Genomic DNA, 25,917 nt, shown 5'->3' with positions numbered 1-25,917 from the left:
ACTATTTGTTAAAAAAATCTAATTTTGTTAACAGTTTTTTTTAATATTCTAATTTATCTTGGATTTTATTTTCTAATCTTTTTGCTTGTTTAGAACAAAAATGAGCCAATTAATGGGTTGATTTTTAGTAATAAGTGATTGATGTTTGGAAAATATTAAATTGAATTGAAAAATTCCCAGATGACCCTAGCTTTACTTTTTCCCAGAATTTCTTCCAAAGTTTCCAGATTAGATTCTTTTATTCTTTTAACAGATTTCAATTTTGATAACAGAAGTTCAATCGTTTTTTCACCAACTCCCGGAATCTCCTCCAATTCAGATTTTATAGTGGAGTTTTTTCTTCTTGTTCTGTGATGTTTTACTCCAAAACGGTGGGCTTCATCCCGCACTCTTTGCAGGATTTTTAACGTTTCAGACTTTTTATCAAGATATAATGGAATAGGATCTTCCGGGAAGAAAATCTCTTCAAGCCTTTTAGCAATTCCTACTATGGTAATTTTTCCGTATAATCCCAATAATCTAAGACTTTTAACTGCAGAGGATAATTGTCCCTTCCCACCATCAATAAGGATCAGTTGCGGAAGACTTTCACCTTCATCCAGCATTCTTTTGTACCGGCGGTAGATTACTTCCTCCATTGTAGCAAAATCGTTGGGCCCTTCTACAGTTTTAGGGTGAAAAATTCTATAATCTGCTTTGCTGGGTTTACCATCTTTAAAAACTACACAGGCAGAAACAGGATTGGTTCCCTGGATATTCGAATTATCAAACCCTTCAATATGGCGTGGCTCTACAGGCATTCTGAGAAGTTTCTGCATTTCAGCCATAATTCTGTTAGTATGCCTTTCCGGATCAATAATCTGAACCTGTTTTAATTTTTCCAGACGATATTCCTTTGCATTTTTTTCAGAAAGCTCTACAATTCTTTTTTTATCTCCAACTTTAGGAACAATCAGCTTCACATTAGGAATTTCTACAGACAAGTGGAAAGGGAGAAGAACTTCTTTTGAATCAGATCCGAATTTCTGGCGGATTTCGATTAAAGCTTCTTCCATAATATCCTCATCAGACTCTTCAAGGATCTTTTTGATCTCCGTTGTAAAACTCTGAATGATATTTCCGTTTCTGATTTTAAAGAAATTAACATAAGCAGCCGTTTCATCACTGGTCATACCAAAGACATCCACATCATCAATGTTTGGATTTACTACAGTGTTTTTAGCCTGATAATCTTCCAGAATATCCAGTCTTTCTTTAATGATCTGAGCATCTTCAAACTGAAGGTCGGAGGCCAGTTTCATCATCTGGTTCACCAGATATTCTTTTGCTTTCCGGAAATCTCCTTTTACAATTCCGCGGATGGCATCTATCTTTTCATCATATTCTTCCTTGCTTTCAAGGTCTTCACAAGGTCCTTCACAGTTTTTAATATGATACTCCAGGCAGACTTTATACTTGCCATCTGCAATTTTAGCAGGAGAAAGATTCAGGTTACAGGTTCTGAGTTTATAGATATGTTTGATTGTGTCCAGTAATATTTTTGCAGGGCGTACCTTAGCATAAGGGCCATAATATTCGGAACCATCTTTAATCTTATTTCTGGTTAGAAAAATTCTGGGAAAATCCTCATTCTTAATACAGATCCATGGATAGGTTTTATCATCCTTCAGCATTACATTATAAAACGGCTGATGTTCTTTGATCAGATTGTTTTCCAGTAAAAGAGCATCATATTCACTGTTTACAATGGTGGTTTCCAGTCGCTGGATCTTACTGACCATAATTTTGATCCTATATCCTGAAAGGTTTTTATTGAAGTAAGAAAGAACTCTCTTCTTTAAGTTTTTAGCTTTTCCTACATACAATAGCTGTTCGTTTTTATCATAATAACGATAAACGCCAGGTTCGGAGGGTAAAGTTTTGAGCTGTAGTTCTAAAGAAGGATTCATGTAACAAAATTAAGGATTCTTTCTGTTTAAAAAGAAGAAAACCTGCAGAATACACTACAGGTTTTTAAATTTTATATTGAATACTATTTATCCGTTACTCATATCAGTATAAGCATTTACCAGAAAGCTGAAATAATCCCATTCAACCGAATTTTTAGGATAAAGTTTCATGAATTCTTTATTATCCCCGAAAAGAAAATCATAATTATCTTCAAAATCATCCTTATGAAGCCACATTACTTTATCTCCTTTCTTTACATAATAAGATTTGATAACGCCACCGCCTAGTTGAGGGCTTCCCATTACAGAAAATCCGCCTGTTTCTTTGGCTCTCGGATCATGATATACAGAAATGATATTATCGAAATCAGGATTAATTACCTGCATCAGGAATTCTTTGTCATCCTTTTTATTTTTCAAAGAAACGGTTTGGTTGACAAAATATATCCTGTCATTGTTGGTTCTCTTGGTAAGTTTCTTTGTGCTATAATTTCTGATATTGCCCATATACCGTGAAACTTTCATTATTTTTTCTGCATTGCTTGGATACACATACATTTCACCAATCTGGTCTGCATTGAAATTGGCTGTTTTCTTTGTAATACTATCTTTAATAGCTACTTCGTAAATCTGTCCCTTTTTTGTTTCAATTTTATTACAGAATCCTTTGTGTGAACTACCGTCTTTGAGAATAATGGTGGATGTTTTCTTAGGAGAAGGAGCATTAAATCCTTCATTGAAAAGGTAAGTCTCCATTTTTTTGATGTCTTCCTTCGAATATTTTATTTTCTGGGCGAAGGAAGTGGTTCCTGCAACGCATAATGCAAGCAGTAAAGTTTTCAGTCTCATGTATTATAGTTTTTAATTTCGGGAGTAAAAATAACAAATTAATTCACTACTTTAAATAAAAATATAGAACAGTGAAATTTAGTTTCTTCAATTATTGCTAAATGCGTAATTTTAAGAAAATTTTTTAGAAATGATATACGGAGTAGATGCTTTTACTTTCCATGATGTTCTGGAAATATGTAAAAAACCTAATAAAGCCAAGCTGAACAAAGCAGCTAAAGAACAAATTTTAAAATCTCAGAGAAACGTACAGCAAATAGTAGAATCAGATAGATGTGTATACGGGATCAATACAGGTTTCGGGCCGTTGTGTGATACTAAAATATCAGCTGATGAAACAGCACAGTTACAGTATAACCTGATTATTTCTCATGCAGTAGGGGTAGGGAAACCCATTGAAAAAGAGCTTTCAAAAATCATGATCATCGCAAAAGTTCATGCATTATCAAAAGGATTTTCAGGAGTTTCTCTTGAAGTTATCGAGAGATTGATCCTGATGCTTGAAAAAGACATTATTCCGGTAGTTCCTGAACAGGGATCTGTAGGAGCGTCAGGAGATCTGGCTCCTCTGGCCCATTTGGTATTGCCTTTATTAGGGCTTGGACAGGTTTGGGAAGGTGATACAGTTTCTGAAACAATGGAAGTACTGGAAAAACATGATCTTGATCCATTGGTTTTAGGACCAAAAGAAGGGCTAGGATTAATCAACGGTACACAGTTTATTTTAGCGCATTCTATCAAGGGACTTGAGAAGTTTGAATATCTGTTAGACCTTGCCGATATGACGGCTGCAATGAGTATTGAAGCCTACAGAGGTTCTGAAAGTCCTTTCAAAAAAGAGCTTCACGAAATCAGACCGTTCGAAGGAAGCAAGAAAGTGGCAGCAAGAATGCTTAAGTTCCTGAAAGGTTCAGAGAACATGAAAGCTCACGAAGACTGCGAAAGAGTTCAGGATCCATATTCCATGAGATGTGTGCCACAGGTTCACGGAGCGAGCAGAAATGCTTTTGAACACCTTAGAAGCATGGCAGAAACAGAATTAAACTCTGTGACAGATAATCCAATTGTATTAAGTGCTGAGGAATCTATCTCAGGAGGTAACTTCCATGGTCAGCTAATGGCTTTACCTTTAGATTACGCAACCCTTGCCGTAGCAGAATTAGGAAATATTTCAGACAGAAGAAGTTATTTATTGCTTGAAGGTAAATATGGACTTCCAAGATTATTAACGGAAAGCTCAGGATTGAATTCAGGATTTATGATTCCTCAATATACTTCTGCAGCTTTGGTAACAGAGAATAAAACATTATGTTTCCCGGCATCTGCAGACTCTATTCCTACAAGTTTAGGACAGGAAGACCACGTTTCCATGGGGAGTATTTCAGGAAGAAAATTCAATCAGGTTCTTGGAAATCTGGTGAATATTCTGTCTGTTGAATTAATGTTTGCTGCTCAGGGACTAGAATTCAGAAGGCCATCGAAATGTTCTAAGATCATAGAAGAAAACTACACCATTCTTCGTTCAAAAGTGGCAAAACTTGAAGATGACAGACTGATTGGTCAGGATATGCTGGCCATTGCAGAGCTTATCAAAGAAAGAAAGTTTGTTGTCAACTAATTAACATACAAATGAAAGGCTCCCGAATGGGAGCTTTTTTGTTTTCAGAATCATTTAATTTTTAACCAATATAAACATGATCATACACAGAACAGATTCTACTTCTTTAGATTTTCAAACCCTTGTAAAATATCTTGACGCCAATCTTGCAGAGCATAATGGAGATAATGAGGCATTTTTTGCTCAGTTTAATACGATTGATGGGATTAAAAACTGTATTGTTGTTTACATTGATGAAGTTCCGGCAGCATGCGGTGCTTTCAAGGAACTTTCCGATGACACTGTTGAGATCAAAAGAATGTTTACAAGTCCAGAATTCAGGAAAAGAGGATTAGGTTCCACCATCGTGAAAGAACTTGAAAGCTGGGCTAAAGAAATAGGTTATAAAAAGGCTGTCCTTGAAACTTCCCGGGACTTAATGAATGCTATTTCCGTTTATGAAAAAAGCGGATTCCAGCAGATTCCAAATTATGGACAGTATATTGGTGTGGATAGCAGTGTTTGCTATGAAAAAAAGCTGAGATAAGAAAATCTGAAGTTTTGATTCAGGATGGCAAATCAAAGATTTTAAGATTTTATGGGATGGTAAGACCTGCATCGCTTTCCTTACCTGTATTAATTAAAATATACCCATTTATTATAAGGTAATTAATATTCATATAATGCTAAATTCATTTTTTAAAAACTTTTAATTCTCATGAAAGTGTTATATTGTGATTCCAATCAAAATTATAACATATGAAAAAAAGTGTATTTTTCCTGGCATTATTTTTTGCCTTAAACTCCTGTACACAGGAAGAATTGCGGAATGAAAATCCCAATATTGAAATCTCTCAGAAAACTCCATTAACGGGAAAGCAAATCAATGAAAGGATCAACCAGGCCATTAAAAATGAAGGTACTTTCAATTGGAGAAATGAATCCGATCACTTCCTTTGGAGTGCTGTTTTCCGTGGTAACAGAATGGTATCTATTGGATTTGGTTCATCCAAAGATGATTTTGACAGAAGTAAATCCTCAGATAACAAAAATATGGAGGAAGAGATTTTAAATATGATTGCAAAATCTGAGGGAATAGGATCCGCAAGATTTCTTTTGAATTCCGACAAGTATCTTAACCAAATAGATGTCACCATCGAAAAAGAAGAAACGATAACAGCTCTTCGTCAGATGAAAACCATTCGATATGTAGAGCCTGCAGACTATCATTATTTTGAAAACGAAGTTAAGTACAACACTAGTGCAAAATCTTCTGGCAGCGGATCTTCAGGATGTGGCTTTTCGACGGCAACTTTAAGTGCTGTAGATTATACTTCTACGACACCAAGTGCAAAAATTCCATGGGCATTTGCCAAACATAATATCCCTGATGCCTGGAACTACAGTACAGGAGCAGGAGTTACCATTGGTCTTATTGATACGGGAGTTTCTCCAGATCAGTCCTTACTTGGATCCAGTTTTAATAATGGTGCTTCATCCGGGAGAACAATCAGTAAGTATGGGGTATATAATAGTGATGGTTCATCAGATCAGTGTGGACACGGAACCAAAATGGCTTCTGTAATGACCGCCCCAAGAAACAATGCAGGACTTCCTGTAGGAGTAGCCTATAATGCTAATCTTATCGCTTACCGAGCGGCAGAAAATGTTGTATTGGAAACTTCCAGTGAACAAAACGGGGTGAAAACTGCGTTTACAGAATTAGGAAATAATACCAATGTAAAGATCATCTCTATGTCAATGGGACATATTTTTTCAGTAGGAAAAATTGAGGATGGGGTAAAATATGCTTATGCCAGAGGAAAACTTATTTTCTGTGCAGGAGGAACTTCTACGAGCTTTACGAATTTTGTCGGAGTTATTTTTCCGGCTTCAATGTCAGAGACACAGGCTATAACAGGAGTCAAAGAGGGAACGTCCAATCAAAAATGTGATGTTTGCCACTCCGGAAGCCAGATTGATTTTACCTTCCAGATGGAAAGGGCATCAGGAAATACCGTTCCTGTTTTAAGTTATTACAACGGACAGGCTGATTATGTGGGCGGATCTTCTGTGGCTACAGCTGCAACAGCAGGAATTGCAGCTTTGGTTTGGGCTAAAAATCCATCATGGACAAGAGATCAGGTGCTTAATAAAATGAGACAGTCTGCAACCTATTATCCAACTGTTAATTCAAGTTATGGCTATGGAAACATCAATGTTTTAAAGGCAGTACAATAAATAATAATCATGTAACAAAGAAAAGGAAGCATCTCGGCTGAGGTGCTTCCTTTTTTATTGTAATATTACGTTATCCAATCCTTAGGCTCGTCATACTCAGAGAACCTCCTATAAGTTCATCATTAAATAAAGACAGTTCTTCAGCCTGATTTTTCAATCCTAAAGTATAGACCAGCGGAAGATAATGATCAGGAGTAGGCACTGCATACTGTAAAGAAGTTCCCTGTTTCTGATAATCAATAATATTCTGGAAGTTCCCATCCAGAAGCCAGTTATTGGTTTTCTCCCGAGCTTCTATGGCCCAGTCCCAGCCAGCACCTACAGTATTGATATTCTTCCAGTCGATCATACGTAGATTATGAACAATATTTCCACTTCCTATAATCAGAATTCCCTTTTCACGAAGTTTATTCAGTCTTTTGGCAAGGTCGTAGTGATATTGCGGAGGTTTGGTGTAATCAATGCTTAATTGAATCACCGGAATATCTGCGTCAGGATATAAATGTCTGATAACAGACCATGCACCGTGATCCAATCCCCAGTTATGATCTTCTTCTACCTCTGCAGGAAGCAAAAGTTCAGCAGTTTCTCTGGCAAGCTCCGGACTTCCGGGAGCGGGATACTGTACTTCAAACAATTCTTTTGGGAATCCGTAAAAGTCATGAATCGTTTTAGGCATTTCCATTGCAGTTACAAATGTTCCGGGAGTATACCAATGGGCAGAAATACATAAAATAGCATTAGGCTTTGGAATTTCACTTGCTGTTTTTCTGAATCCCTGTACAAACTGATTTTCTTCAATAGCATTCATTGGTGAGCCGTGTCCAAGAAATAAAACCGGCATTCTTTGCGTATTGTTGAAACTGTCACTTATATTTTGAAGATCGTTGAGGTTCATAAGTATTGAATATTAATAAAAAATAAAAAGGTTCAAGGTTTTTTAGTAAAATCCCTGAACCCTTTAAAAATTATGTTATAAATTAAGCTTGTTTTACAAACTGTAATTCACCAGCGATTTTTACATCATCACTTACCATTACCCCTCCTGCTTCAAGAGCTGCATTCCAGTTCAATCCGAAATCTTTTCTGCTGATTTTTCCTTCAAAAGAGAAACCTGCTTTTGTATTTCCCCATGGATCAACATTGATTCCTCCAAAGTCTACATCTAATGTTACCGGTTTTGTAATTCCGTTGATGGTAATATTTCCAACCACTTCATTGTTCAGGTTCTGAGATTCAAAAGTGATAGTCGGGTGAGCTTCAGCATTGAAGAACTCAGCAGACTTTAAGTGATTATCTCTGTCAGTATTGTTCGTAAATACTGAGTCAGTCTGGATGGTAGCTGTAGTTTTTGCGTTTGCGAAGAATTCATCTTCAGATTCAATTTCAGCAGTGAAAGTTCTGAAGCTTCCTTTTACGTTAGAAATCATCATGTGTTTTACTTTGAAAGTAATTTCACTATGTGTTGGGTCTAAGGTCCATTTTGTTGCCATTGTAATTTTGTATTTTTTGTTATTATTAATGATGCAAATTTAGAACAGGGAACATATACAAGTCATTGATATAGGATAAGAAATGATTTTTATTACATTTATTCTTTCTTATATCTATTCAATTTTAATATTTTCAACAATTTTAGCACAGATAAATCTTGCGCTTTTGTGCTTACCCAATAAACCTCACAAAATTCTACTATTAAGGTAAGAAATAATTTTTATCAATTCATTAATTACATTTTATGAATGTTTTATTTTAACGTTTCTTAACGGATGATTTTTATTTCTTATTTTTGACGAATTCAATTTTATACAATGAAATTACATACATATTCTTTATTGATGCTTGTTTTGGGGAGCTCAGCATTTGCCCAGACACAGAAGTTTACGATGGCTGAGGCTGTCAATGGAATACGGACCAACCTGGCGGTGAAAAATATTTCACAGTTTTCATGGTCTGCAGACGGAAAATCGTATATACAGGCTGTAAAAGGTGGGTATCTTACTACAGATTTAAAAACCAATAAACAGGATACTCTGATATCTCTTACACAGTTGAACAGACAGTTTGCGGATAATAAACTGAAATCTGTTCCTCCTATTAAATTTACGGGAACAGCTAATGGATATTTCAACACAGGAGGTAAAATGTTCTGGATTGAAAAATCAGGAAACGATTGGAAAGTAAAGAATTCAGCAAAGATAGATCTTGATGCTGCGAATGTAAAAATGTTTGGGGACAGACAGACTTTTGCTTTTACTGCAAAGAATAATTTATTTGTGAATAAAAATGGGAAGACTATAGCAGTAACCAATGAAGCCAATGAAAATATCATCAGTGGACAATCTGTTCACAGAAATGAATTTGGAATTGATACAGGAATTTTTCCGGCACCGAATTCTGAAAGTGTAGCATTCTACAAAATGGATCAGTCGATGGTTGCAGACTATCCGGTTATTGACTGGTCAGTAACACCAGCGGTAAACCACAACATCAAATATCCAATGGCTGGGCAAACGTCCCACCAGGTAACATTAGGAGTTTTCAATATTAAAACTCAGGAAACAACTTTCCTGAAAGTGGATGGCGAAAAAGATCAATATCTGACAGCTGTCACCTGGAGTCCTGATTCAAAATATATTTTTGTTGCCGTCTTGAACAGGGGACAGAATCACATGAAGATGAACCAGTATGATGCTGTCACAGGAACATTGGTGAAAACCTTATTTGAAGAAACAGACAGCAAATATGTTGAACCGCAGCATCCGCTTACCTTCTTCCCGAATTCAAATACAGATTTCATCTGGCAGAGTCAGAGAACGGGTTATAATCATTTATTCCACTATAACCTTGAAAAAGGATTGGTAGCTCAGATCACAAAAGGAGACTGGCTGGTAACCGATATCTTAGGATTTAATGAAAAGAAAAAAGAAATATTCTTTACCTCTACAAAAGAGACTCCTTTAGAAAGACATTTATATAAGATCAATTGGGCAAACTTCAAAATGGAAAGATTAGATACCACTGAAGGAATGCACTCCGGAGTTTTGAGTAACGATGGGAATTACTTATATGACACTTACAGCAACGCCAATACTCCAAGAGTAGGAAACATTATCAATACATCAAACTTAAAATCTACCAATATTCTTACCTCTGAAAATACATTAAAGAATTATCAGAGACCGGAAATTAAAAATGTAGAATTGAAAGCAGATGACGGAACTCCTTTATATGGAAAGATCATCCTGCCAACGAATTTTGATCCGAATAAAAAATATCCAACCATCGTGTACCTGTATAACGGGCCACATTTACAGCTGATTACAAACAGTTTTCCGTCATCCGGAAATCTTTGGTATGAATATATGGCTCAGAACGGATACATTATTTTCACCATGGACGGAAGAGGTTCTGCCAACCGTGGAATGAAGTTTGAACAGGCTGTTTTCAGAAATCTAGGAACCACTGAGATGGATGATCAGATGAAAGGAGTAGACTACCTGAAATCTCTTCCTTATGTAGATGGAGAAAGAATGGGAATTCACGGATGGAGTTTCGGAGGATTTATGACTACAAGCTTTATGCTTCGTAAACCGGATGTATTCAAAGTAGGAGTAGCTGGTGGACCGGTAATTGAATGGAATATGTATGAAATCATGTATGGAGAAAGATATATGGATACACCACAGGAAAACCCGGAAGGATATGCAAAAGCTAACCTTTTAGATAAAGTTCAGAACCTGAAAGGAAAACTATTGATGATCCATGGTGCACAGGATGATGTAGTGGTATGGCAGCATTCTATTAAATTCGTTAAGTCAGCAGTGGATAATGGAGTTCAGTTAGATTACTTTGCTTATCCGGGACATCCACATAATGTGATTGGAAAAGACAGAGTTCACTTAATGCAGAAAATCACAAATTACTTTGATTTGTATCTGAAAAAATAATATCAAAGTCCAGCCGGAATGGCTGGACTTTTTTGTTGGAGTATTAGTTGGAAAGCGCAATGATGCAAAGAATATTTGTTATGATACTGTTATAAGGCGCAAGAATTTTCTTGCGCCTTAAAAACAGCATAATCTTTAATCACTTTGTGCCCTTGCCTTGTCCAATATCATAAAAAATTATCAGCGTTTAAAGCATATTATCGATCTTATCAAAGATCAATGCATCTCACATTTTATAGCTGTATTTTTGTATAATTAAAAACAACAATATGGAATTAGGAATTGGAATGTTCGGAGATTTAGCTTTCGATCAGTCAACTGGAAAATATAGAGATGCAGGAACCAAGCTTCATGAAATCCTGGAGCAGGTGAAATTCATGGATGAGGTAGGAATAGATGTATTTGCTATGGGAGAGCATCATCGTCCTGATTATGCTGTTTCTTCACCGGAAATAGTATTGGCGGCAGCGGCAAGCATTACAAAAAATATAAAACTGGCGAGTGGAGTTACTGTTTTAAGTTCTTCAGAACCGGTAAAAGTGTATGAAGATTTTTCAACATTGGATTTAATTTCAAACGGAAGAGCCGAAATATTCGTAGGACGTGGAAGCTTCATTGAGTCATTTCCACTGTATGGCTATTCCCTGAATGATTACGAGGAACTTTTTGATGAGAAACTCGACTTATTATTAAAGATCAACACTGAGGAAAATGTAACCTGGTCTGGAAAACTTCGTGCTCCAATGAATAACCAGACAGTGTATCCAAGAGCAAAAAATGAGGGTGAAATTTCGATCTGGAGAGCCGTAGGAGGAACACCACAATCTGTTTTAAGTGCTGCCCAATTAGGAATGCCATTAGTAGTAGCGATTATTGGCGGAATGCCGATTCAGTTTAAAAATCTGATTGAATTCTACAAACAGGAATATGAGAAAGCAGGACATGATATGTCTAAAATGCAGATTGCAATTCACTCACATACCTTTGTAAGTGATGATCAGAATGTAATAGATGGATATTTCCACAATTATAAGTCTCAGATGGATAGAATAGGATCTTCCAGAGGTTGGGCTCCTTACACGAAAATGCAGTATGATGGCGGAAGAAGTAAAGATGGTGCTTTATTCATCGGAAGCCCGGCTGAAGTAGCAGATAAAATTGCTTATATGAAAGAGATTTTCGGAATTACAAGATTTATCGGGCATATGGATATTGGTGATCCTACTCATGATATCATGATGAAGTCTATTGAACTCTTCGGAAAAGAAGTAAAACCTGCTATACAGGGATTATAATAAGAATATTTTATAGAAATGATTGAGGAGACCCGAAAAGGTCTCCTTTTTTTATTCTGTTTTATATCACAGGATATCTTTTAAATATAATAAACAGTTAATTATTTATTAACACCGTAATCTTTTAAACTTCATTTCTTTACGGCAATGAAACAAAGCGATAGCTATTAATGATTGACCTGTCTCTGATCCACCATATGATCCAAAGCCTGTATTATATTGGTAACAAGCAGTTTTCACCTGCTTCCATTTCACTAAGCAGGTTGTTTGAATGTTCCAAAGTCTATGAATGTTCAATATATCTTCGTTATTCTGCTTTTTCAATTGCTTCATGTCTCAACATTCTGGATGTTCTGTTAATCCAGACACTCCAAAATCTAAACAAAAAACCATGTTTTTAAATAATATTCTATTTTTTTCGGTGGATCCGGATCTCAGTACAGGACTTGTTATTATTTTCATCCTGTGTCTGGTAGCTGTTGTAGCTTTTGAGTTTGTAAATGGTTTTCACGACACAGCCAATGCTGTGGCAACTGTAATTTATACTAAAGCTCTTAAGCCGGTTATTGCAATTCCTTGGTCAGGATTTTGGAATTTTCTTGGCGTTTTTACAGGAGGAATAGCTGTTGCTATGGGAATCTTAAAACTGGTTCCTATGGATACACTCATAACGCTGCCGGTTTCGGTAGGAGCCTCTTTGGTACTTGCTGTTTTACTTGCTTCCATCATTTGGAATCTGGGAACCTGGTATTTAGGGATCCCATGTTCCAGTTCTCATACTCTGATTGGTGCCTTGATTGGTGCCGGTTTAGGGTTTACCTGGTATTATGGAGGAGGAGTAAACTGGCATAAAGCTGAAGAAATCGGGATGTCACTCATTTTATCCCCGATAGTAGGATTTTGCTTAGCGGTTCTGCTGATGTGGTTTTTTAAATATGTAATACGTTATAAATCACTCTTTCATATTCCGACAGCTGAAAACGATAAACCTCCTTTGGCTATCAGAGCTATTCTAATAATAACATGTACTTTAGTAAGCTTTTTTCACGGGAGTAATGACGGGCAAAAAGGAGTAGGTCTTTTTATGCTGATCCTGATTGCTTTTATGCCTGCTCAATTTGCAATTAATCATGACATTCCTAACGATAAGATTGTTTCTATCCTGAATACAACGGAACATACATTACAGGCAACAGCCAGCCACAATATTCAAAATACAGCTGAATTTAAAACGTTGAATCTTACCATTGAAAATGTAAAAGAAAATCTAATACATAAGAATGAAAGAGACAAAGCAGCCACTTACAAATTCAGAAAGCAGGTTGACAATCTTATTGATTCTCTAAAAAAGCTGAATGAAAACAAGGCTATAGTTATTGACGAATCCAACAGAGCGATACTTACCAGCCAGATTAAGGAACTTAAAAAGCTAACCGAATTTGCTCCTCTATGGGTAATTATTATTATCTCTGTATCGCTGGGGCTGGGAACTACTATAGGTTGGAAGAGAATTGCAGTAACCATTGGTGAGAAAATAGGAAACGAACATTTGAATTATGCCCAGGGTGCATCCAGTGAAATTGTTGCAGCATCTACTATCGGTATAAGTACATTTCTGGGATTGCCGGTAAGTACCACCCACGTTTTGTCAAGTGGGATTGCCGGTTCCATGGTAGCTTCAGGGGGGAAAAATAACCTTAATTCGGGAACATTAAAAAGTATTGGCCTTGCCTGGGTACTTACCTTACCGGTTTCTATTGTATTATCTTTACTGTTATTCATATGTTTCCATCTGTTTATTTAGTGACAGATTTTTAATTCGATGATCTTTATTAAAACCAAAAAAATGAAACAAATATTAGTTGCCTCAGACTTTTCCAATAACGCAGGTAATGCTCTGTTATATGCTCTGTCTCTTGCTAAAACTATCAATATGAAAGTAACGGTACTGAATGCCATTCATCCTACGGAAGGTATTAACAATAGTACATACAATGCCATTTTTATTGAAGATTATTATGCCAGAAAAAGATCAGCGTTGAAAGAATGGGCTGAAACTTTCTGTAATAATGACGAATATAAAGACATTCAGATTAAAACTGTGTGTGATGTTGGCTTTTTAAGAAATGTCATTACCAAATACATAGAATATAATGATGTATCGTTTTTAGTAATGGGAATGACGGGAGCTACGGGAATTAAAGGAATTATAGGAAGCAATGCCAGTTTAGCCATTAGTAAAATGCGGATTCCTACATTAATAGTTCCTGCGGAAAGTATACTCCATCAAACACCTGTTATCACTTTGGCTGCTGATTACAAAACCACAAAACTATCCGTAAGGGATATAAAAGCATTGAACCAGATCCTAAAAGTTTCCGATCCTAAGAAGCTGGAAGTCCTCCATATTTCAGATAAAGATACAGCTGCAAGAACCATAGAAAATGGGGAAAAGAAATTAAAAGATCAACTTTCTTCTGTGGATATTACCTTTCACTACGTTGAGGATGATAAACCATCTAGCGGAATTATTGATTTCATAGAAACCAATAAAACAGATATTTTATGTCTTGTAAAGCATAATCATAATATTATTTACCGATTGTTTTCCGGGAGTACAGTAGATGAGATCCTGAATAAATCAGTAAAGGCTGTATTGATTCTTCATGCGTAACTTTTTAAACCTGTTTTAGTTTAATTATATAATCTCAATAAGGCTTCCTCTTTCCTCGTCTTTGATAATATTCAGAGCCGTAGGAATCTTTTCTTTAAGCTCTTCCACGTGAGAAATAATTCCCACGATTCTATTCTCCTTCATCAGATTGGTCAGGGTTTCAAATACAATATTCACGGATTCTGTATCCTGAGTTCCGAAACCTTCATCAATAAAGAAGAAGTTTTTATCAGCCTGAGCATTGGATTGTACACTTTCTGCCAGTGCCAGAGCAAGACTTAAAGATACCTGAAACGCTTGTCCCCCGGAAAGTGTTTTTACACTTCTGCTCCTACCTTCGTTGAGATAATCGATGATTTCAAAATCATTGTTTTCATTAAGCTGCAGGCTCAGTTGATTTCTTGTCATCCTGTGAAAGCGGGTATTGGCATGGTCACATAGCTGTCTCAGATAAATTGAGGAAACATATTGTACAAATCCGGCACCTTTGAACAGATTCATCATCAGTTTCAGGTTTTCAGAACGTTTTTGAAGTGTTGTCAGTTCTTTCAGGAGTTCTTCTTTTTTCTGAAACTCTTTTTCTAATCTGTCTTTTTCGGCAATCATAGTCACCACAGTATCATTGATCTGTTTCAATTCTGTCTGAGCCTCACCAAACTGTTTTTCAGCCAATGAAAACTGTTCGTCATCAAAAGAAAGTCCTTTCAATTTCAATTCCAGAGCTTCGATTATTTTCTTCAGGGTTTCAAAATCAATTTTGAACTGTTGGATTTTAGCTCTTGCCTCCTGGATATTGATTTCCTGCTTCAGAATATTTTCAACCTCATTAAATGCTGTGAAATTATGCTCATTTAAAGCCTTATCAATAGTTTGTTGATTCTCCGAAATCTCTTTTTCAAGATCTGCAATCTGTTTCTCCGTTTGGCTGACAATAGCTTTCTGCTCTGCAAGTTTAGGAGCAAGGTCTTTTTCCTGTTGTGAGGCTTTTTGATACTGTTGTTCAGTTTCAGTATTAGATTGTGCTAATTTCTGATGAGCTTCCTCAACTTCAGTTACAGCTTTTTGTTCATAAGATTCCCATTCCAGAATTTTAAGATGGGAACGGCTGATATTGATTTCTTTCTGTTTGGTAGCTTCTTCCAGTTTGAAAGTTTCCAAAGCATTTTTATATTTTTCCAGAACTTTACTTTCCTTTTCCAGGGTTTCACGTTCCAGCGTAATGGTTTTTTCTGTTTCTTCAATCTTCTTTTCCAGAGCGAAAGAATCCGATCTTTTTTTCTCAAAATCATTCTCATGATCCGGGCTGAACTGTTTCCAGGTAAACAGCTGAAGATGGATTTCCATATTCTTTTGGATCTGTTGAAGAACTTTCTGTTCAGCAACGAGTTGTTCTTCAAATATTTTTTTCCGATCCAGAATTTTTTCAATGGCAGTTTCCTGCTGTTGAAGTTGGTGAACTTCCTGTTCAGTAGTCTCAGTTTTTTTCTGAATATCCTGTAATTCAGTATTTACATCATGAAATTCTACAATATGTGGATGTTCCGGTGAACCACAAAGCGGGCAGGATTCTCCATCATGAAGTTCACTGGCAAAGCGGGAAAGTTCTTTTTGAATCTTCAGATGATCCAGTTTTAGAGAAAGTTCCTTTTTTTGGATTTCCAGGGCTTCTTTCTTATGAGTAAAAGCCGTTTTGAAATTTTCTTCGAGAGCAAAAGGTTTTAATTCCTCAGAAATCAGTTCAACTTGCTTCTGATGTTTTTCAATCTTCTCAATCTGTTCCTGTTGTGTTTTTTTGAAATTTTTCTGTTGAATAAACCAGTTTCCAACACTGGAAAGTAAGGATGTATCAAGCTTTTGCCCTTTTAAAGCATCAATATTTTTAGAAAGTTCAATAATCTTTTTCTGAATAGTATCTCTTTGAATCTCTACTTCAGCTACTTTTTCTGAACCTTTGCGAGTTCTCTCATTAAGCGTTTCGATCTCTTTATAAAACTTTAGAATCTGAACAATAAGATTCAGATCATTTTCCTGGATTCTGGACTGTTCTAAAGCCTTGAACTTTGGTTCCAATGCAGCGAGTTGTTCCTTTACAGCATTAAAAGTAACTTCTGTTTCCTGTAAAGTTTTGATCTGAATTTCTTTCTCATTTCTTTTTTCAACGATACTTTTTGAAAGTCTGTTTTTTTCGGTAATCAACGGATTAAAAACTCTGAAAGTACGGTCATACAATTCCGATTGAGCTTCTAGTGCATCCATCTGAGGCTTTTGCTCAGAGAGGGTATTGAAATTTCTCTGGTTTTGTTGTAAACTTTCAAAATCTGTTTTTAGATTTTTCAGTTGCTGATAAGTCTGGGAAGCCTTTTCAAACATTTCATTAGTCTGAAGAAGCTTTTTCTGTTCCTCTCCCAAAAGGTCTTTCTGAAGCTGAATTTTTTCCTCACTGATCTCTTCAAAACCTTTCAGCTGACCTTCAAGTTGATCCAATTCCGATCTGTTTCTGGTATTTAAAGCTGAAACGTTATTCTGCAGATCATATCGCTGAAGGCTGAAAATTTCCTTCATCATATTGGTTCTGTCTGCGGCACCCAATTCAAGAAACTCTTTGAACTGTCCCTGAGGAATAATGATCGTTCTTTTAAAATTGGAATAACTTAAACCAATGATTGTTTCTGCATTGGAATGCTCCAAAGGAATCCACTTCCCATCAATATTTTCATAGAATGCTACAGAATTAGGTTTTACATCATCAAACTTTTTAGAATTTCGTCTGAAATCCCTGGTTGCACGGAAAAGTTTATTTTCATAATTAATAAAATCAAACTCAATATAAGAACTGCTTGATTTTAAATTCATCATATTATATGCTCTTTTGTCACGCATATTCAGACGTTCCGTTTCGCCATATAAAGCAAACGAAATAGCCTCAAGTATGGATGACTTTCCGGAACCCACAGCCCCGAAAATACCGAATAAACCGGCTTCCGTAAGATTTTTGAAATCAATAGTCTGGCGTTCCTGGTAAGAATACAGTCCTTCAACGGTCAATCGAATAGGAATCATAGCTTAGGAATTTAAAATTTCGTTAAACAATTTCATAAGTTCTTCATTGGCTTCCTGGCCGCCGTTTTTTGATTTAAAATAATCTTTGAATAGGATTTCTATATCCTGATTTAAATTAATTTCCTGGCTTGTTTCTTCACCAGTTTCTCTGTTTTTAACCTTAGGAATCAGATGCACAATTCCATTGTGTGATTGATAGATTAATCTGCGTTCATCTGCGGTTAAAAAGGTTTCGCTTTCTAAGGTCAGTTCGATAAACGTATTTGGATTTTCCTGTAGCCACTGAACCGTTTCATCAACAGATGTAAAGGCTTTTCTCACCAAATTTCTCCCACTTTTCAGTGCCTTTTTTTCATAAGAAACAGGTTTTCCCGGTTCTGCATCAAGAATCGAAACATATTTGGTTTGTCCTGCTTCACTAAAGCTGTAGCATAAAGGAGAAGATGAATAAATTACAGGTTTCTCTTTCGTTCCGATATTCTGAAATCCATGCAGGTGGCCTAAAGCCGTATATTGAATCTGTTCCGGAATACTATCCGAATAGATAAGATCAGCGTTCCCGATTTTGATGGGTCTCTCTCCTTCAGGTTCTTCCAAAATTTCGCTCCCTCTTTTATTCATATACAGATGAGCAGTCAACAGGTTGATCCCATTTTCATCACAAAATTGATCGGCAAGCTCCTTCCACGTTCTGGAAAGTACATTATTGATCTCTTCCTCCTTATTTTCTCCCAAATATTCCTTCAAACGGATTTCATTGGCATAAGGAGTATGCAATAGCCTTATGGGAAAATCAAGACTGTTGATCTTCATTTCTATAAAACCTTCTTTTGAGTTGAGAATGTTGAAATGTTCAGTTCCGAATGGAGCAATTTCCGCTTTGGGGTGGCCTATTAAAATAATTCCGCATCCTCTGGCCAGCGGATCCGGAGCATTGATGAGGTTAGGGGAGTCGTGATTTCCGGCAATGGCAATTACAGGGCGTTTTCCGTTTTGTGATAAACGCTTCAGTGTTTTATAAAAAAGTTCAACGGCTTCTACAGCAGGATTAAAATTATCAAAAAGATCACCGGCAACAAGGATGAGGTCTACCTGCTCTTCATCAGCGATCTCGATGATCTCTTCCATTACTGAAGCCTGCTCTTCCAATCGGGAAAAACGGTCCAGTCGTTTACCTAAATGCCAGTCGGCGGTGTGTAGAATTTTCATAAAAAGTTTATCTAGTTTAAAGGAAATACTCAAAGATAAATGAAGCTGTATTTTTAAAAATATGGTTTACCTCAATTTATCAAGAAGTATATTTAATCAGAACATTAATGGACTTGATAATGAACGGGTTTTATAGTTTATTATCGTTTTCTTTTGCTTTGAAATCTGCCTGAATCTGTTTTAAACGAGCTTTCCTTTCTGCTTCTGCATTTTGTATTTTACGCTTTTTCTGATCAATTTGCTTTTTATTTTTTTTCCTGTTGGCGTCGTTGTTTTTGCTCATATGGGTTGGTAACGAATAATTTTTATGGATAAAAATTGCTTCATCAAAAATAAGAAACAAAAACGCAAGATTAAAAATATATTGATCATTCAATTTACAACAAGAACAATCTTTTTAAGATAGAGATATTTTATTAGTATTTTTGATGAAAATTAATATTCATGAAATTTTTTTTAACATTTTTACTTGTGTTGTTTAGTGTTTGTATTAATGCTCAGGATCTTGAAAAATTATCAAAGGAAGTAACCGAAGAAGGTATTGCATTGTATCGTAGTGAAATGGCAAGCTGGTACGGAACAGATGTAGTAAAGGAAAATTATAAAAATATGGAAAATATAGGAGGATACTTTTCATATTTAGATGATGTTCCTAAGTGTATTTTCTTCTCCAAACAGAACAAAGTGGTTGCTACAATTTCTTTTCCTACTAATTATAATCCTGCAAATGCAAAAGTAGATTTGTCAGAAAGAGATTTCACTCATGTTGAGATGGATTATTTTACAATCAGGCAGAAGGCTCTTACTAGGATAAGCAACGATACTATTTTTAATCGATATGATAATACAAACTTTAATTTGGTGCCTATCATTAAGAAGAACTCTAAAAAGGTATACGTTTTAACCGGAGCATCTGTAAATAATGTAGTAATTTTTGGTAATGACTATCTATTGACTTTTAATAATAAAAATGAGGTAGAAAATGTTGAGAAATTACATAAGGGAATAATTGTACATAATATTGGTGATAGCGGTAAAGGAGCAGATGCAAGTGGAGTACATTCTCATGTTTTGGATAATTGGCAGCAAATTACACCAACTGATATTTGTACACTCATGTTATATCAAGAACTTACAGGATGGGAAACATATACTACGATTTCTAAAAAATATGCGAGTATATGGAACAATAAATCTAACAGGGCATTTATAATGAAAACGGAAAACTTTAAGAAGATAACAAATTATCAATTGGAGAAAAATAAGAAAGCAGAAAATAAGAATACACAAGATTCAAATAAATAAAGATTAATCATGGAACAACAGTCCAAAGATCCTCTACACGGAAAAAGACTCGATGCCATCCTTGAAGAATTGGTAGAATACTACGAAGGATTTGAGAAACTGGGCGAGCAGATCAATATAAAATGTTTTACAGATAACCCAAGTATCAGTTCATCATTGAAGTTTTTACGAAAAACAGATTGGGCAAGGGCGAAAGTTGAAAGTTTATATTTGTATGTTTTAAGACAGAAGAAAAGAGACGAAGCCAAAAATAGAAAATAAAGGCTGGAAGCTGGAAGAATGACGCTGGGAGCTACTGTTAGTCCTATATTACTTCAGATAGTTATTTTGAAGTTAATAATAATGTTTTTAAAAAGTAAGAAAAAGATATGGTTGTTCTTTATGTCTTTCATAACTTCCTTCTTCCGTCTCCAAGCTTCCCACTTCTTAAATCATTTCAAAAATAGTATATTTGTATTATCATTAATCGTAAAAAATTACGACAAAAAAAGAAAAATATGACAATTGAAAACAATCACGTTGTAGCTGTAAAGTATATCCTTCATACCATTGAAGCAGATGGAAGTAAAGTTCTTGCAGAAGAAACAACAGCAGAAAATCCGCTTACATTTTTGTACGGTGTAGGAATGATGATTCCAAAATTTGAAGAAAATATCCTTGGTTTAAAAGCTGGTGATAAAGCTGCTTTTGTAATTCAGCCTGAAGAAGCTTATGGTGAAAGACAGCCTGATGCTATTGCTCAATTGCCACTTGAAATGTTCAAGGAATCAGGAACTCCTCCAATTGGAGCAATTTTACCTTTATCAGACAATGAAGGAAACAATTTCCAGGCTTTTGTAGTAGAAGTTACTCCTGAAGCTGTAGTGGCAGACCTTAACCACCCAATGGCTGGGAAAGTTTTAGATTTCCAGGTGGAAATTTTAAATACTCGTCCTGCAACGGAAGAGGAATTGTCACACGGTCATGCTCACGGAATTGACGGAACTGACGCTCACTAAAAAATAATATAAATGTCCGATGATTCGGACATTTTTTATATAATTACATTCATTGTAAGACAATATAAAAATCACCAACAGAAACTTCTGTTGGTGATTTTGTTTTATATACTAAGATAAGTATAATGCTTGGCATTGGGTGTCAAATCCAAGATTTGACGGGGTGTTCATCCCTCTCTTATTCCGCATCATACTCCGTTACATCAATAAATGTTAGAAACCATTGTCCTTCAATTTTTGTCATGACAAATCTAAATCCGTTAACAGGAGCCTTTTCTTTACTGTTCTCAGCAAGTGTTACAAAAACAACATTTTTAGGATTGGAATTGATCTTAAAAATCGTCTGATCCTTTACTGCATATAGCTCTGAAAACTTGTCAGCATAATCATTAACTGCGTTAGAATTAAACTGAACAGATAATCCTTCTTTTGACCATTTCTTATTTTTTAAATCATATCCACAACTCTGATCGAACTGTATTGGAAACTGATTTCTGATATTCCATGCCTTTTTGATATACCCTAATGGCATACTGAAATCTATATCTTCATTTAAAACAAATCCAAGATCTCCACTACTTTTAAAAAGGATGCCAACACCATAGGATTTGTTCACATATTTATTCATGAGATCACCGTTTTTGGTTTGGAAACCTTTTAAGATATCGGTAACAGCCGTTGAAATCTCTTTTTTATCCTCAGCTGTTTGTGCATTGGAAATACCAAAGCTGCAAAATAAAAATAGCAGGGTGCAAATAAAATTCTTCTTCATATAATTAGTCTAAAAATTCACCTGAAACATAATACCAACGTTCATGCATTTTCTGGAAAACAGAAAATTCATGATGGATCTGTGGATGACCATCCTGGTCTGTATAATAAGCTTTAAATTCTACATGGTTTAGAGTAGGAGTCTGAATAATTTCCAGTTTTGTCCATTCATTAATCTCTCCCCATTCCTGTAGGTCCTGTTTGTTATGGTACTTTCGTTTTCCCGGAAGTGTGGTTTCCATGAGATATTCACCGTTGGGAATAGCAAAGGCAGAAAATCGGGAACGCATTAATGCTTCCGCAGTGGGAGCGTGTTTTTCGCCCGTATGATAAGGCTTGCAGCACTCTTCATAAGATTTTCCTGAACAGCAGGGACAATTCATCTTTTTTATTTAAAATTTTACGCTGCAAAAATAAGGAATATCAATAACACAGTATAATTCTGAACATAATTAAAGGATTAGCTTGCTCTAAATAATGTACAAGGCTATTATCTCTGACTGAAACTTGTAATAAAGACTTCTGAAGTCATTTGTCGAAACCTTTGTCATTCTATAAAAATCGAGTTGTAATTTTGAAATAGTAGGAATTCTTCATTACAAACATGATGTTTATTTTCTTATTTTAAATTGAATGTTTGGCTGGATATATTCAATAGTAACAGGCTTTTTAGCCCGTTATAAATAATCAAACAATCCATTGATTTTAGCCAAAACTTATGATCGATCTGCATGATCGGTTTAATCTGCGGGAATATTCCTGAGTTTCAAGCAAAAAAGAAGCACTCTTAAAAAGAATGCTTCCGTTGTATTATTTAATGAAACCTCTGTTTCTTAATAAAGGTTTGATATCCGGATCGTGTCCTGTGAAATCTCTGAATGCCTGATTAAGGTCTACAGAATTTCCTACAGAAAGAATATATTTTCTGAAACGGTCTCCGTTTTCTCGGGTTAATCCACCATTGTTGCTGATCCATTCCCATGCATCATTATCCAATGTTTCAGACCACAAATAAGCATAATATCCTGCTGAATATCCACCTCCCCAGATGTGAGCAAAATAAGGAGTATGGTATCTTGGCGGAACTGTTGCCAAAGTGAATCCGTGGTTCATTAAAGATTGCTTTTCAAAATCCAGAACAGGGATCAATTGACTTTCGTTGGTTACAGAGTGCCAATCCATATCCAAAGCTGCTGCAGAAATCAATTCTGTAGTCATGTATCCCTGATTGAAAGTAGCCGCTTTTTTAATTTTGTCTACTAAAGTTTGAGGAATAGGCTGCTTTGTTTCATAATGAACTGCGTAGTTCTTGATAACCATTGGATCCAATGCCCAGTGCTCGTTGATTTGAGAAGGGAATTCTACAAAATCTCTAGGTACATTCGTTCCTGAAAGAGATGGGTATTTCTGGCTTGCAAACATCCCGTGAATAGAGTGTCCAAACTCATGGAATATTGTTGAAACATCATCAAAGCTGATCAATGATGGTTTTCCGGGAGCAGGTTTCTGATAGTTGTAGCAGTTTACGATCACAGGTTTTGTTCCCATAAGATAAGACTGTTCTACGAAGTTGCTCATCCATGCACCTCCATTTTTAGAATCTCTTGTATAGAAATCCAGATAATAAATGGCAATAGATTTTCCGTCATGATCAAAAACTTCATATGTTACTACATCAGGGTGATACACCGGAAGGTCAGTTCTCTTTTTGAATGTCAGTCCGTAGAATTTTTCAGCTGCGAAGAATACTCCTTTTTCTAAAACGGTTGTAATTTCAAAATAGGGCTTTATTTCACTCTCATCAAGATCAAATTTTGCCTTTCTTACCTGTTCAGCATAGAAATTCCAGTCCCATGGCTCTACTTTGAAACCGCCTTTTTGTTGATCAATAAGATCCTGAATATCTTTAGCTTCACGTCTTGCAGTTTCTACAGCGGGTGTAGCTACCTGATTCATTAGCTTAGTAGCTGCTTCAGGGGTTTTCGCCATCTGATCCTGAAGTTTCCATTCTGCGAAATTCTTTTTACCAAGAATCTGAGCTTTCTTCAGTCTGATTTTAGCCAGCTTTTCAATAGTTTCTCTTGTATCGTTAGCATCACCTTTCTCAGCTCTAGTCCATGAAGCTTTGAATAGCTTTTCTCTGCTGGTTCTGTTTTTCAGATTCTGTAAAAGAGGCTGCTGGGTTGTATTTTGTAAAGCAAGAAGGTATTTACCCGGTTGTCCTGCTGTTTTAGCATCGGTTGCTGCTGCTGCAATTTCATCAGCCGAAAGTCCGTCAAGTTCTTTTGCATCAGAAAAGAATACGCCACCTTGTTTTCTTGCTTCCAATAATTTATTGGCATATTGAGTAGAAAGAGAAGCTAGTTCCTGGTTGATCTGCTTTAGTTTTTCTTTGTCAGCAGCAGAAAGGTTCGCACCAGCAATCTCAAAGTTTTGCTTATAATATTGAACTAATCTCTTGCTTTCAGGATCTAGGCCATCTTCTTTGATAGATTTGATTCTTTTGTAAAGATTTTCATTAAGGTACATTTTATCAGAATGGGCTGCGAAAATTGGAGCATATTCTTCATCCAAAGCCTGTAAAGTAGGGTTTGTATTCGCACTTGTCAGGTTAGAAAATACAATTTGTGCTCTTCTTAATACCTCGCCACTTTTTTCCAATGCAACGATGGTGTTTTCAAACGTTGGAGCTGCAGGATTGTTGGCAATCTTTTCAATTTCGGCTGAATGTTGCTTTAATCCAAACTCAAAAGCCGGTTTGAAATGTTCATTTTTAATTTTGTCAAACTCCGGAGCTTCATACTGAAGCTTACTCTTCTTCATAAAAGGGTTTGAAGATAAAGATGGATCAGGAGCTGGAAGTTCCTGTTGTGTATCGGTCTGTTTCATTGTAGTACAAGATTGATTGAACGCCAAGGCAGAAATTAATAATACCGATGAAATATTCTTCATAAATATAGTTGTTATTAAAGCATAAAGATATTAAAAACTTGCTTTACAGCAGATATATTGAGGGATGTATTTAATACAGTAAGTATTTGAATATTTTTATATCAACATGATTAAAGACTGTTATCCCCTAAGAAATCTGATTATTGAATTACAGTTACTAAAATGATCTTGAATGAAGATGTAATATTTTTCATAATTTAGTTGTTATTAAATTATATATCAAAAAAATAATCAAAAAAAGGAATAAACATGAAAAAAAGAACTCTTTTTATTTTTTCAGTCTTAGTGGTATTAGTCTCATGTAATGAAAGACATGAGAAAAAAAACAAAGAAAATAACGGCTGGGTTGAGAAAGTAATCAATAAAGAAACAGGGCCTATTCAGCAGAGAGAATTCAATGGGGATTTTGATGAGATCCAGGTTTCTCAGGCTATAGATGCCGAGATTATAAAATCCGATACAGAAAAGGTTATCATTTCAGCGCCTCAAAGTATTATTGATGAAATTCTGGTAGAAAATAGTGGTGGAAAACTGCACATTCACTATAAGTCAGGAATCAGAGTGATGAATATCAATAAAGTTACCGCAAAAATTTATACAAAGGACTTTACAAAACTCACTGCAGAATCAGCTGCAAGTATTAATGTAAAAGATAAGTTCACTCAGGAGAAAACCAGTGTTGAAATATCCAGTGCAGGAAGTATTTCCGGAAATCTGGAGGCCAATGACTTCAATATTAATGCAGACAGCAGCAGTAATTTCAGCGGGAAAATCTGGGCAGTAAATCTTGATATAGAATCTTCATCGGGATCAAGTATCGATATTTCAGGGAAAACAAAGAATGCAGATATCAGTTCTTCTTCCGGCAGCAGTATTTCGGCCAAAGGCGTTATTGCAGATAATGTAGAAGCTGATGCATCCAGTGGGGCCAGTATTCAGATCAGTGCAGTCTCTTCTGTGAAGGCAGAAGCCTCTTCAGGCGGAAGTGTGGACGTTGCGAGAAAAGGGGATCTTAAAAACGTTACTAAGAATGAAAGCAGTGGCGGAAGTGTAAACATCGAATAAAA

General features: G+C 35.8%; 21 protein-coding genes. 11 read left to right on the top strand and 10 right to left on the bottom strand.

Annotated features, from left to right (window positions below; all coding sequences use genetic code 11):
- Positions 1–155 precede the first annotated feature (155 nt).
- Together uvrC and M2372_RS23275 are read right to left on the bottom strand one after the other, a co-directional pair.
- The gene (uvrC, locus tag M2372_RS23280; RefSeq protein ID WP_123321408.1) at positions 156–1,949 is read right to left on the bottom strand and encodes an excinuclease ABC subunit UvrC; all 1,794 of its coding nucleotides are present in this window, start codon (positions 1,947–1,949) and stop codon (positions 156–158) included.
- Between the two features lie 87 nt (positions 1,950–2,036).
- Positions 2,037–2,798: a hypothetical protein gene (locus M2372_RS23275; protein WP_123321409.1), complete on the bottom strand. Its 762-nt coding sequence runs from the start codon at positions 2,796–2,798 to the stop codon at positions 2,037–2,039.
- Positions 2,799–2,928: 130 nt separating this feature from the next.
- On the opposite strand from M2372_RS23275, the gene hutH reads away from it, so the two are divergent.
- From hutH to M2372_RS23260, 3 genes are all read left to right on the top strand, one after another.
- The gene (gene hutH / locus M2372_RS23270; RefSeq protein ID WP_115971691.1) at positions 2,929–4,416 is read left to right on the top strand and encodes a histidine ammonia-lyase; all 1,488 of its coding nucleotides are present in this window, start codon (positions 2,929–2,931) and stop codon (positions 4,414–4,416) included.
- A 76-nt stretch (positions 4,417–4,492) separates the two neighbouring features.
- Positions 4,493–4,942 (top strand): GNAT family N-acetyltransferase, encoded by a 450-nt coding sequence (locus M2372_RS23265; protein WP_123321410.1) that lies wholly within the window; start codon positions 4,493–4,495, stop codon positions 4,940–4,942.
- Between the two features lie 212 nt (positions 4,943–5,154).
- Positions 5,155–6,636 carry a S8 family serine peptidase gene (locus tag M2372_RS23260; RefSeq protein WP_123321411.1) on the top strand — a complete coding sequence of 494 codons (1,482 nt, stop codon included), beginning with the start codon at positions 5,155–5,157 and terminating at the stop codon, positions 6,634–6,636.
- 70 nt (positions 6,637–6,706) lie between these two features.
- Here M2372_RS23260 and ygiD read toward each other — a convergent pair whose 3' ends face one another.
- Positions 6,707–7,534 (bottom strand): 4,5-DOPA dioxygenase extradiol, encoded by an 828-nt coding sequence (ygiD, locus tag M2372_RS23255; RefSeq protein ID WP_115971694.1) that lies wholly within the window; start codon positions 7,532–7,534, stop codon positions 6,707–6,709.
- Between the two features lie 82 nt (positions 7,535–7,616).
- On the bottom strand, positions 7,617–8,129 hold the full coding sequence (locus M2372_RS23250) for a YceI family protein (RefSeq protein ID WP_115971695.1): 513 nt from the start codon (positions 8,127–8,129) through the stop codon (positions 7,617–7,619).
- Between the two features lie 318 nt (positions 8,130–8,447).
- Here M2372_RS23250 and M2372_RS23245 point away from each other — a divergent pair, with 318 nt between their 5' ends.
- From M2372_RS23245 to M2372_RS23230, 4 genes are all read left to right on the top strand, one after another.
- A complete protein-coding gene (locus M2372_RS23245; RefSeq protein WP_123321412.1) occupies positions 8,448–10,586 on the top strand; it encodes a DPP IV N-terminal domain-containing protein in 2,139 nt (712 codons plus the stop codon).
- Between the two features lie 269 nt (positions 10,587–10,855).
- Positions 10,856–11,881, top strand: a complete 1,026-nt coding sequence (locus M2372_RS23240; protein WP_123321413.1) for an LLM class flavin-dependent oxidoreductase — start codon at positions 10,856–10,858, stop codon at positions 11,879–11,881.
- Positions 11,882–12,272: 391 nt separating this feature from the next.
- Positions 12,273–13,685, top strand: a complete 1,413-nt coding sequence (locus M2372_RS23235; protein ID WP_123321502.1) for an inorganic phosphate transporter — start codon at positions 12,273–12,275, stop codon at positions 13,683–13,685.
- 42 nt (positions 13,686–13,727) lie between these two features.
- Positions 13,728–14,555, top strand: a complete 828-nt coding sequence (locus M2372_RS23230; protein ID WP_185018965.1) for a universal stress protein — start codon at positions 13,728–13,730, stop codon at positions 14,553–14,555.
- Positions 14,556–14,579: 24 nt separating this feature from the next.
- Here M2372_RS23230 and M2372_RS23225 read toward each other — a convergent pair whose 3' ends face one another.
- The 3 genes from M2372_RS23225 to M2372_RS23215 form a co-directional block, all read right to left on the bottom strand.
- Positions 14,580–17,615: an SbcC/MukB-like Walker B domain-containing protein gene (locus tag M2372_RS23225; RefSeq protein ID WP_123321416.1), complete on the bottom strand. Its 3,036-nt coding sequence runs from the start codon at positions 17,613–17,615 to the stop codon at positions 14,580–14,582.
- 3 nt (positions 17,616–17,618) lie between these two features.
- On the bottom strand, positions 17,619–18,824 hold the full coding sequence (locus M2372_RS23220) for an exonuclease subunit SbcD (protein WP_123321417.1): 1,206 nt from the start codon (positions 18,822–18,824) through the stop codon (positions 17,619–17,621).
- A gap of 130 nt (positions 18,825–18,954) precedes the next feature.
- Positions 18,955–19,107 carry a hypothetical protein gene (locus tag M2372_RS23215; RefSeq protein WP_185018967.1) on the bottom strand — a complete coding sequence of 51 codons (153 nt, stop codon included), beginning with the start codon at positions 19,105–19,107 and terminating at the stop codon, positions 18,955–18,957.
- Between the two features lie 161 nt (positions 19,108–19,268).
- On the opposite strand from M2372_RS23215, the gene M2372_RS23210 reads away from it, so the two are divergent.
- From M2372_RS23210 to M2372_RS23200, 3 genes are all read left to right on the top strand, one after another.
- A complete protein-coding gene (locus M2372_RS23210) occupies positions 19,269–20,129 on the top strand; it encodes a hypothetical protein (RefSeq protein ID WP_123321418.1) in 861 nt (286 codons plus the stop codon).
- A gap of 9 nt (positions 20,130–20,138) precedes the next feature.
- The gene (locus tag M2372_RS23205; protein ID WP_123321419.1) at positions 20,139–20,390 is read left to right on the top strand and encodes a VF530 family DNA-binding protein; all 252 of its coding nucleotides are present in this window, start codon (positions 20,139–20,141) and stop codon (positions 20,388–20,390) included.
- Positions 20,391–20,626: 236 nt separating this feature from the next.
- A complete protein-coding gene (locus tag M2372_RS23200) occupies positions 20,627–21,127 on the top strand; it encodes a peptidylprolyl isomerase (RefSeq protein ID WP_115971702.1) in 501 nt (166 codons plus the stop codon).
- Between the two features lie 178 nt (positions 21,128–21,305).
- Here M2372_RS23200 and M2372_RS23195 read toward each other — a convergent pair whose 3' ends face one another.
- From M2372_RS23195 to M2372_RS23185, 3 genes are all read right to left on the bottom strand, one after another.
- The gene (locus tag M2372_RS23195) at positions 21,306–21,899 is read right to left on the bottom strand and encodes a hypothetical protein (protein WP_123321420.1); all 594 of its coding nucleotides are present in this window, start codon (positions 21,897–21,899) and stop codon (positions 21,306–21,308) included.
- Between the two features lie 4 nt (positions 21,900–21,903).
- Positions 21,904–22,281, bottom strand: a complete 378-nt coding sequence (locus M2372_RS23190; RefSeq protein ID WP_123321421.1) for a YchJ family protein — start codon at positions 22,279–22,281, stop codon at positions 21,904–21,906.
- A gap of 427 nt (positions 22,282–22,708) precedes the next feature.
- Positions 22,709–24,850, bottom strand: coding sequence for a M3 family metallopeptidase (locus tag M2372_RS23185; RefSeq protein ID WP_123321422.1), 2,142 nt, complete (start codon positions 24,848–24,850; stop codon positions 22,709–22,711).
- A 249-nt stretch (positions 24,851–25,099) separates the two neighbouring features.
- On the opposite strand from M2372_RS23185, the gene M2372_RS23180 reads away from it, so the two are divergent.
- The gene (locus M2372_RS23180; RefSeq protein WP_123321423.1) at positions 25,100–25,915 is read left to right on the top strand and encodes a GIN domain-containing protein; all 816 of its coding nucleotides are present in this window, start codon (positions 25,100–25,102) and stop codon (positions 25,913–25,915) included.
- The last annotated feature ends 2 nt before the right edge of the window (positions 25,916–25,917 follow it).

It is taken from the genome of Chryseobacterium sp. BIGb0232 (assembly GCF_024810195.1).
Classification (GTDB): Bacteria; Bacteroidota; Bacteroidia; order Flavobacteriales; family Weeksellaceae; genus Chryseobacterium; species Chryseobacterium pennae.
The sequence above is the reverse complement of the archived record's forward strand: the minus strand, read 5'-3'. Positions and strand labels throughout refer to the sequence as shown.